Genomic DNA, 256 nt, shown 5'->3' on the forward strand with positions numbered 1-256 from the left:
GTGCTGTCGATCGCATGGCGCTGATCCAGGCGATCGAGAAGGTAGGGTACGACGTGCCTCAGGGCACCATCGAGCTGGCGATCGGAGGCATGACCTGCGCTTCGTGCGTGGGCCGCGTCGAGAAGGCGCTCAAGGCGGTGCCGGGCGTCACTGAGGCTGTGGTCAATCTGGCGACCGAGCGCGCTACCGTGCGTGGTGTGGCATCCGTGCAGGATCTAATCGCGGCTGTCGATAAGGTCGGCTACGAGGCCAGCCC

1 protein-coding gene is annotated in these 256 nt (G+C 65.6%); it reads left to right on the top strand.

Annotation, left to right across the window (positions count from 1 at the left end; all coding sequences use genetic code 11):
* Positions 1-14: 14 nt before the first annotated feature.
* Positions 15-256: cation transporter (locus tag ACVA58_RS28320; RefSeq protein ID WP_446513558.1), on the top strand; the 242-nt coding region annotated here is incomplete at its 3' end.

Source organism: Photobacterium sp. DNB22_13_2 (assembly GCF_052873915.1).